Annotated in this window: 9 protein-coding genes and 1 pseudogene; all 10 read right to left on the reverse strand. The window is 30.9% G+C overall.

Annotation, left to right across the window (positions count from 1 at the left end; genetic code table 11):
- Positions 1-70 (reverse strand): helix-turn-helix domain-containing protein (locus tag ACVHXK_RS18085; RefSeq protein ID WP_461207818.1); only part of this gene is annotated, 70 nt, incomplete at its 3' end.
- Between the two features lie 52 nt (positions 71-122).
- A pseudogene (locus ACVHXK_RS18090) lies at positions 123-197 on the reverse strand (IS200/IS605 family transposase); the annotation flags it as partial.
- A 161-nt stretch (positions 198-358) separates the two neighbouring features.
- Positions 359-847 carry a hypothetical protein gene (locus ACVHXK_RS18095; protein WP_461207810.1) on the reverse strand — a complete coding sequence of 163 codons (489 nt, stop codon included), beginning with the start codon at positions 845-847 and terminating at the stop codon, positions 359-361.
- Between the two features lies 1 nt (position 848).
- Positions 849-1,388: a zf-HC2 domain-containing protein gene (locus ACVHXK_RS18100; RefSeq protein ID WP_461207811.1), complete on the reverse strand. Its 540-nt coding sequence runs from the start codon at positions 1,386-1,388 to the stop codon at positions 849-851.
- The gene (locus tag ACVHXK_RS18105; RefSeq protein ID WP_461207812.1) at positions 1,378-1,869 is read right to left on the reverse strand and encodes an RNA polymerase sigma factor; all 492 of its coding nucleotides are present in this window, start codon (positions 1,867-1,869) and stop codon (positions 1,378-1,380) included. The genes ACVHXK_RS18100 and ACVHXK_RS18105 overlap by 11 nt, the downstream gene beginning before the upstream one ends.
- A gap of 424 nt (positions 1,870-2,293) precedes the next feature.
- Positions 2,294-4,039, reverse strand: a complete 1,746-nt coding sequence (locus ACVHXK_RS18110) for an NADH-dependent [FeFe] hydrogenase, group A6 (protein ID WP_461207813.1) — start codon at positions 4,037-4,039, stop codon at positions 2,294-2,296.
- Positions 4,040-4,058: 19 nt separating this feature from the next.
- Positions 4,059-5,852, reverse strand: coding sequence for an NADH-quinone oxidoreductase subunit NuoF (nuoF, locus tag ACVHXK_RS18115; protein WP_461207814.1), 1,794 nt, complete (start codon positions 5,850-5,852; stop codon positions 4,059-4,061).
- 14 nt (positions 5,853-5,866) lie between these two features.
- Positions 5,867-6,274: a (2Fe-2S) ferredoxin domain-containing protein gene (locus tag ACVHXK_RS18120; RefSeq protein ID WP_461207815.1), complete on the reverse strand. Its 408-nt coding sequence runs from the start codon at positions 6,272-6,274 to the stop codon at positions 5,867-5,869.
- Positions 6,275-6,288: 14 nt separating this feature from the next.
- On the reverse strand, positions 6,289-6,783 hold the full coding sequence (nuoE, locus tag ACVHXK_RS18125) for an NADH-quinone oxidoreductase subunit NuoE (protein ID WP_461207816.1): 495 nt from the start codon (positions 6,781-6,783) through the stop codon (positions 6,289-6,291).
- Between the two features lie 529 nt (positions 6,784-7,312).
- Complete coding sequence (locus ACVHXK_RS18130) at positions 7,313-8,848, reverse strand: phosphomannomutase/phosphoglucomutase (RefSeq protein ID WP_461207817.1); 1,536 nt, start codon at positions 8,846-8,848, stop codon at positions 7,313-7,315.
- Between the last annotated feature and the right edge of the window lie 241 nt (positions 8,849-9,089).

Below are 9,089 nucleotides of genomic sequence, written 5' to 3' on the forward strand. Positions count from 1 at the left end.
CAAATGTTTTAGCTAGATATAATCTTTGCTTTGAATTCGGATATATTCTATATTTGTAAGCTTTTAGCAACTCCTTCTCCTCATTTCTTTCCTTAATCTTGAATATATTTCTTTATCACTTATCTTCTATATTTCACCACTAATACAAGATGGTAATTCAATAAGAATACTGAATGATTATTTGTATCTAATTTCATTTATATTACCTATTTATATTATTTACTACTGAGTATATTTTTATGCAAAATAATAGCACAAATAAGTTGTTTTTACGCATTCATCTCCATCCTACTTTGTTGAGGGTGGAGACTTCTGCTAGCTACGTTAAAATCCATAAGTAACTATATTGCTCGCAAATTTATATACGAATAATATACAAATACAGACAAATAAAGGTAAACAAAACTAAAATAATAAGCCAAATAATTTTCGCCCATTTTTTCTTAGTCCTTATAAACAACCAAAAACTTAATACTAATCCAAACAAAGGCAATAATTTAACTATAATTATGGTTAAAGCAAACAAGGTAAATACCAATGTAAGTATTGCTTCATCACAATTTGTGTCAGTAAGAAATATTGAAATTATACTTGAGAAAACAGTTAATGCCAAACATATAAATAAAATAGTCTTAGCTTTATTATGAATTCTTTTTAAGTAATTAATCTTTATTTTTCCAACAGGTTTTCCTTCCATTAAACTATTCATATTTTCCCATTCTTTTTTGCAACAGTCGCAATTCTTTAAATGCTCTGATACTAGCTTTTTACTATCTTTACTAACTATATCTTCTATGCAATTTGGAAGTAAATCTTTAACAATTTCGCATGAAATAGTATCCTTCATCTTAAAACCTCCCTATTGACTGTTTCATTAATAATGCTACAAAGTTTCTTATAGAAAAAATTCCTTTGCCAACCATACATATTATCAAAAAAGAAACCCACACATTAGGCCAAAACTTTTTTTGTGTTTTAGTACTAGTCTTCCTCCAGATTAAAGCAACAAATATTGCAAATAAAGGTACAAAATCTATAAATATATATATTGGAAGTACCGATAATATATCCACAACTCTAACAATATGATATGTATCCTCTGTAAATAAACTATACATATCTATACTTACTAAAAATACTCCAAGTATAATAATAGTAATTAGCGTTGTCTTTATCTTCTTTTGCAAGCTTTTTATTGTTGCTGTCTCCTTAGAAGAAATTTCCTGATTTTTTTCAGTAAGTTCACATAACTTTTTATATTCATTTTGACATAACTTACATTCCTTCAAATGATTTTCTACATATTCTGTTGTTTCTTTACTTGCAAGTCCATCTAAATATATAGGTAACAAATCCTGAACTGTATTACATGATAAATTATTCTTCATCTTCTATCCTCCTTATAATTTTTGATTTCCCTCTGTAAAAAGTAACTCTAGCCCAATTCTCCGTTTTTCCTAGTATTTCACCTATTTCTTTGAAGCTCAAATCTCCCGTAAGTCTTAAGTACATAACTTCTCTTGTAGTGTTGTTTAAGGCTTGTATCATTTTATAGATATCTTTTTTATTTTCGTGAGAAATAATTAATTCTTCTGTAGAATATGTACTTGCTTCAAAATTATCATCAATTGCTATTGTCTTGTTTTTATTTTTTTTATTCCATTCTTGATAAAGAATATGCTTTGCAATCTGACAAAGCCAAACTGAAATTTTACATTTCCCATTATACTTATTAATTGATTTCATAGCCCTATAAAAAGTTTCTTGCGTTAGTTCTTCTGATAAATCTGCATCGTGTGTATAACTATATAAAAATCGATATACAGTTTGGGATTGCTCTCTATAGATTTCATCAATATTATGCACCATTTCACCTCCTATAATATATATCCGTTTTTTAGTGATTTCGTTACAGGATAATTGTTTTTTTATGATTTAGTTATATTTTATACTATCAAACCCATTTATTTCAATAAAAAGACAGTGAAGCTACTTCGCTAGGAAACCTTAGTATTCTCAATGTTTGTAAACAAACACCTGCCATGCCAGCGGGATTCCCTTTGACGACGCAAACACACCTGAGCAACCTCCTAAAAGAAGCTGTGAATTCTTCCCCTGCACCCCTTCATTTTTTATTGTATAGGAAAGAAAAAATATATTTTCCTATATAATAAAAAAATAACAGCATTTACATTTATGTAAATACTGTTATTTAATCTAATATCTTTTTAAATAATTATTACAGAGTTTCCACAGTTAAACTCAATTTAGTGCCCACCAATAGGATCGCCTCTTATTTCTTACCAAACAATCCTCTCTTAACATAATGAGTATGCAATAACTCATGTGCTTTATGTGAATTTGGTTCTCCTAAGAATTCTTCATAAAGAACTTTTATATATGGATTTTCATGAGATTTTCTTATTACTTTACTTTCATCTTCACAATAGATTGCATTTGTTCTTTCTTTTTTTACATCTACTTTTTCCTGTAATTTTGAATTAACTATTGGTTGACCTCCACCGTTTATACATCCACCTGGACAAGCCATTACTTCTATGAAGTGATATTGTTTTTTACCAGCTTTCATATCATCTAATACTTTTCTTGCATTTGAAAGTCCATGTACAACAGCTGTACTTATTTCTCTACCATCTGGAAGCATAACTTTATTTTCTTTAATCCCCTCAAGTCCACGTACAGCTTCAAATTCTACCTTTTCAAGTTTTTCATTGGATACAACTTCAAAAACGGTTCTTAAAGCTGCTTCTGCAACTCCTCCTGTTACACCAAATATTACAGCCGCTCCAGTAGATTCGCCAAGTGGATTATCAAATTCCTCATCTTTCAAGTTAACAAAATCTATACTTGCTTCTTTAATCATATTCGCAAGTTCACGAGTTGTAATTGATATATCTACATCTTGAAGGTTTTTATTTGATAATTCCTCTCTTGCACTTTCATACTTTTTAGCAGTACATGGCATTACAGAAACTACTACTATTTTCTCTGGATCTACACCTTTTTTCCTAGCAAAATAGGACTTAATAACAGCCCCCTCCATCTCTTGTGGAGATTTGCATGTAGAAAGGTTATCTATAAACCCTGGATAATAATGCTCTACAAATTTAACCCACCCTAGACAGCAGGAAGTCATTATAGGTAAATTTTCTCCTGTTTCTAATCTTTTTAATAGCTCAGTTCCTTCTTCCATTATAGTTAAATCAGCTGCAAAGTTTGTATCAAAAATAGAATCAAAACCTAACTTTCTTAAAGCAGCAGCCATTTTACCTGTAACACTTGTACCTATGGGCATTCCAAATTCTTCACCTAATGCAGCCCTTACCGCCGGCGCAGTTTGAACAACCACGTATTTATCTTCATCAATAATTGCATCCCAAACTTCTTTTGTACTATCTTTTTCTGATAAAGCTCCAACCGGACAAGCTGTTATACACTGACCACAGTTTATACAAATACTTTCTCCTAAAGGTCTATTATAAGCTGGTGCTACAGAGGTTTCAAAACCTCTACCTGAAAAATGTATTGCTCCAACAGTTTGAACAACGTTACAAGTACTTATACATCTTCCACACAATATACACTTTTCATTATCTCTTACAATAGATTTTGAGGATATGTCTAATTTCCCTTTTGTTACTTCTCCCATATACTCAATATCTCTAATATTTAAATCTTCTGCTACCTTTTGTAGTTCACAATTACCATTTCTTACACAAGTAGTACATTCTCTTTTATGATTAGAAAGCAAAAGTTCAACAACTGTTTTTCTAGCTTCTCTAACTTTTGGAGAATTTGTTTTAATATTCATTCCCTCAGCAACTTTTAAAGTACATGAAGGAAGTAATTTCGGTGCCGCTTCTACTAAACATACTCTGCAACTAGATACTTCATTGATTTCTTTAAGAAAACATAATGTAGGAATTTCAATTCCTACCTTTCTTGCTGCTTGAAGGACAGTTGTTCCTTTTGCAGCTTCCACTTCAATTCCATCTATAATCAATTTTACATTTTCCATATTCTCACCTCTCTACTAATTAATCTTTATATATTGCATCGAATGGACATACTTCCATGCAGAAACCACATTTAATACATTTATCCCCATCTATAATATGTGTTTCTCCAACTTTACCTGAAATCGCACCAACATTGCAGTTACGGACACACATTCCACATTTCTTACATTTTTCTGTATCAATAATATATTGATATAGATTTTTACATACTTTAGCGGAACATTTTTTATCCTCAATGTGTGAAATATATTCATCCTCAAAGTATTTAATTGTAGATATAATTGGATTTGGAGCTGTTTGACCAAGCCCACATAAAGCAGAAGACTTCACCTGCTTAGCTAATTTCTCTAATTTATATAAATCTTCTTTCTCTCCATCACCCTTAGTTATTTTCTCTAGTAATTCTAATAATCTTTTTGTTCCAATTCTACAAGGAGTACACTTACCACAGGACTCATCTTTAGTAAAATCTAAGAAGAATCTAGCTACATCAACCATACAATTGTCTTCATCTAAGACAATCATTCCGCCAGAACCCATCATAGAACCTAGTGCTACCAAAGTATCATATTCTATAGGAGTTTCTATGTGCTCTGCTGGTATACATCCCCCTGATGGCCCCCCTGTTTGAACTGCTTTAAATTTCTTCCCATTTGGAATACCACCACCAATATCATATATAACCTCTTTTAATGGCATTCCCATAGGAATTTCTGCAAGCCCAGTATTTCTTATTTTCCCACCTAAAGCAAAAACTTTTGTTCCTGGACTTTTTTCTGTACCAATACTCTTAAACCATTTTGAACCCTGCAAAATTATAGGACAAATATTAGCCAAGGTTTCAACATTATTTATAATGGTTGGTTTTCCCCACAAGCCTTCAACAGCAGGAAATGGTGGTTTTGTTACTGGCATTCCTCTCTTGCCTTCTATTGACATCATTAAAGCAGTTTCTTCTCCACAAACAAAAGCACCTGCTCCTAATCTTATTTCAATATCGAAATCAAAGTCAGTTTGAAATATTTTCTTACCAAGCAAACCATATTCTTTTGCTTGGTCTATAGCAAGCTGCATTCTTTCAACTGCTAAAGGATACTCTGCTCTTACATATATAAAACCTTTGCTAGCTCCTATTGCATATCCAGCTATAGCCATAGCTTCAAGGACTGCATGTGGATCTCCTTCTAATACAGATCTATCCATAAAAGCTCCCGGATCGCCTTCATCTGCATTACATATCATATATTTTTCTGCACTATCTTGTGCTGAAGCAAAACTCCATTTCACTCCTGTAGGAAAGCCTCCGCCACCTCTGCCTCTTAGCCCTGAATCTTTGATTAAATCAACAACCTCATTTTTTTTCATTTTGGTGAGAACTTTTGCTAAAGCGCTATATCCGTCTCTAGCTATATACTCATCTATATTTTCAGGGTCAATCACTCCACAATTTCTTAAAGCAATTCTTTTTTGCTTTTTAAATAATTCTAAGGAATTAATTGAGTGAATTCGTCCATCCCCTTCTGTTTCCTTTATCATTAATCTTTCTAATGGTTTTTCTTTAATAATATGCTCTACAATTAAATCCTTTACATCTTTAGTAGTAATATTTTTATACACTGTACCCTCTGGATAAATAATAACCAAAGGAGCATACTCACATAATCCAACACATTTTATTTTTAATACCTCAACCTCATTCTCTAGATTATGTAATCTGAGTTGTTGCTTAAATGTTTTATATATCTTTTTTGTATCCTGAGTATTTACGCTTTTACAATCTACAATAAAGACTTGAGAAGTATAAAACTCCATTAATCTCCCCCCTATCAATCATTAATGATATCAAAATCATTTAAAATCTTATTATTTACAACATGAATAGTATATTCCTCGGCAATTTCTCCATTTAATACATGTTTTTTAATAACTTGCCTTGCTTTATGAGGTGTCATCTTTACATAAGTTACCTTTCCTATCCCCGGTTTAACAACCTCTACAATAGGCTCTAATTGACATAATCCTATGCATCCTGTTTTTGCAACAACTACATCTTCTAATCCCATTGCTTCTATTTTTTGCTTTATTGCTTCATACACAGGTGCTGCTCCAGCGGCTATGCCACAAGTAGCCATACCAACTACTATTCTTGTAGTTTTTCTATCTTTATTTTGATTTACTCTATCTAAATTCTTCTCTTTTATATCAGCCAAATCATTTACAGTTAAATTTTTCATAGAACACACCTCCCCTATCTATATTCTTCGAGAATTCTAACAACATCATTAGGATGCAAACCACCGTAAACTTTGTCATCAATCATCATAACCGGCGCAAGTCCACAGCTTCCAAGACATCTTGCAGCTTCTACTGTAAATTTCCTATCTTCAGTTGTTTTTCCAACTTCAACTTTCAATTCTCCACAAATCTTTTCTAAAACAGCTTGGGATCCCCTTACATAACATGCAGTACCTAAACAAACTCTTATGATATGTTCCCCTTTAGGTTCTAATGAAAACTGTGAATAAAAAGTAGCGACTCCATAAATTTCAGCCATAGGAATTTTCAACTCCTCAGATATAACTTGTAGAGCTTCCTCCTCCAAAAAACCATAGATTTTTTGGACTTCATGCATTATTGGTATTAATCCCCCTTTTAAATTTTTAAATTGATGAACAACATTCTTTACTTCCTCAATCTTGCTTTGATCCGTGCAATTACCACAACAACACTTTTTTTCTTCCACTAATAATCACCCCTTGTTTTTAATACTCTTACTGAATTCAAAACTTTATTGTTAAAAATCTAATGCCTTATTACTTGTTTTACGATTAATGTATTATTTTTACATAAATTTTTAAACAAATACTTTATCATTTGTTAAAAATTTAATTTTAAATTTCTCATTGTGTCGGATTTTTAAACTATAGAATTATTATATGATTTGAAATATTTTACTAGAATTAATTATAAAATGAATGTCAATAAAAATAGAATTGGATTATACATATTATTAGATTTTTCAGAATTATATACATAAATTTATCTAGGATTATAATATTTGTACTTAAATCCTATTATACTCCTTTATTTCATAATTGTTGATAATTTTCTAAATATTATCAAAATTAAATCTTTTCAGATTATTTATAATAGTATACATATCATATATTTACCTCTACTATAACGATAAAAAAAGCCACTATAGTATATCACGATATTATTAATTAAATAATTTCGCAATATAACATAGTAGCTCATTTATTATACTGACTTTATTTTAAATAATTTTCAAAGCTATTTAAATCTAAAAACTCATATTTTTTTAAAAATGTATAAAGTTTTTCTGCCGCAATTCTAACTCCTTCTTCTGAAGCAGACTCGATATTAATTGGCATTACTGGGTCATGTAAAGACATTCTAGCTAAAAACCATCCATCTCCATTATTAGAATCCAAATCAACTCTTATACCTTCATAATTATTAGGAACAATAGTCCATCCTTCATTTACAGAAGAATATGCTTTTAAATCTTCTAAAACCTGTAATCCATATTCTGCAAACTCTTCTTTCTTTATCTTTACTCTAAATTCTTGTGATTCAACTGGCTCTTTCAAATCTTCTATCAATAATTTTATATTTTTGTTTTCTTCCAACTTCATCTTTGCCATTTTTATTAATATCTTTGCTGTCAAATACGCACCATCATCTAAGAAATAATTTTCTTTTAATGCACCATGTCCAGATGTTTCAATAGCTAACTGTGATTCTACACCTTCTTTATTTAATCTAATTGATTCATTTATTACATTCTTATATCCTCTTTTAAATCTATGATGTACGCCATTTAAGTTATCTTCAATAAACTCTTTAAGCCCTTTTGAAGTTACTGAGTCCGTAACTATTGTAGAATTAGGATGTTCCTCTAAAACTATTGCCCCTATTAAAGCTATTAATCTATTTCTGTTTATTGCTTTTCCATCGTTGTCAACAACTGCCGCTCTATCTACATCAGTATCAAATATAATACCTAAATCAGCCTTATTTTTCTTAACAGCTTCTTGAATAGATTCCATTGCTTCCTTAACTTCTGGATTAGGTATATGATTTGGAAAATTACCATCTGGATCTAAAAACTGACTTCCACCAATATCAGCCCCTAATGGTTCTAATACCTTTTTAGCGAAAAATCCACCTGCTCCATTTCCAGCATCAACAATTATCTTAAGGCCTTTAAAAGGTTTATCTTTATCTTCTTTAGCCCCAACATCTTCTCTTATTTTATCCACAAAAATTTGAGAATACACTGAAATAAAATCTATATTATTAACAGTACCTTTTTGAGAAGCTATTTCTGTTTTATTTTCTTCAGCAATTGTTAATATTTTTTTTATATCCTCTTTTTCAAGTCCTCCATCCTTAGTAAAGAATTTTAGTCCATTTCTATTAAATGGCAGATGACTTGCTGTAAGCATAATAGCACCATCATATTTATACCCTTCAACTACTGTTGTCATAAACATAGCTGGTGTTGACGCTAAATCACAATCAAAAACTGTGCACCCGCCTTTAGCAATCCCTTCTATTACTGCTGTTTTAAACATTGGACCTGACAATCTTGAGTCCATACCAACTGCAATTTTCAAATCAGTAGCTTTTTTATTTGCTCTATCCCCTAGCCAAGTAACAAAAGCAGCACCTATTCTCTCCACAACTTCTTCTGTTAAATTAACTTTTTCTCCTTCAACGCCTTCTAGGGCAACCCCACGAATATCAGTACCATTCTGCAATTTTTTCCAATTAATTTCCACCTTAAACACCTCTCCCCGATTATTTCACCAATCATATTATACTTTAATGCTCTCATTTTAAGCAATACTATTTATTCATAATATAAATGCACAATGCACAATGCACAATTATGGATGATTTTCCTCCCGTCTGTCGGAAAATCTTTATTTCAATCTTTTTATCATTTATCTTTTATCTTTTATCTTTTATCTTTTATCTTTTATCTTTTATCTTTTATCTTTTATCTTTTATCTTTTATCT

Source organism: Clostridium sp. DL1XJH146 (assembly GCF_054819755.1).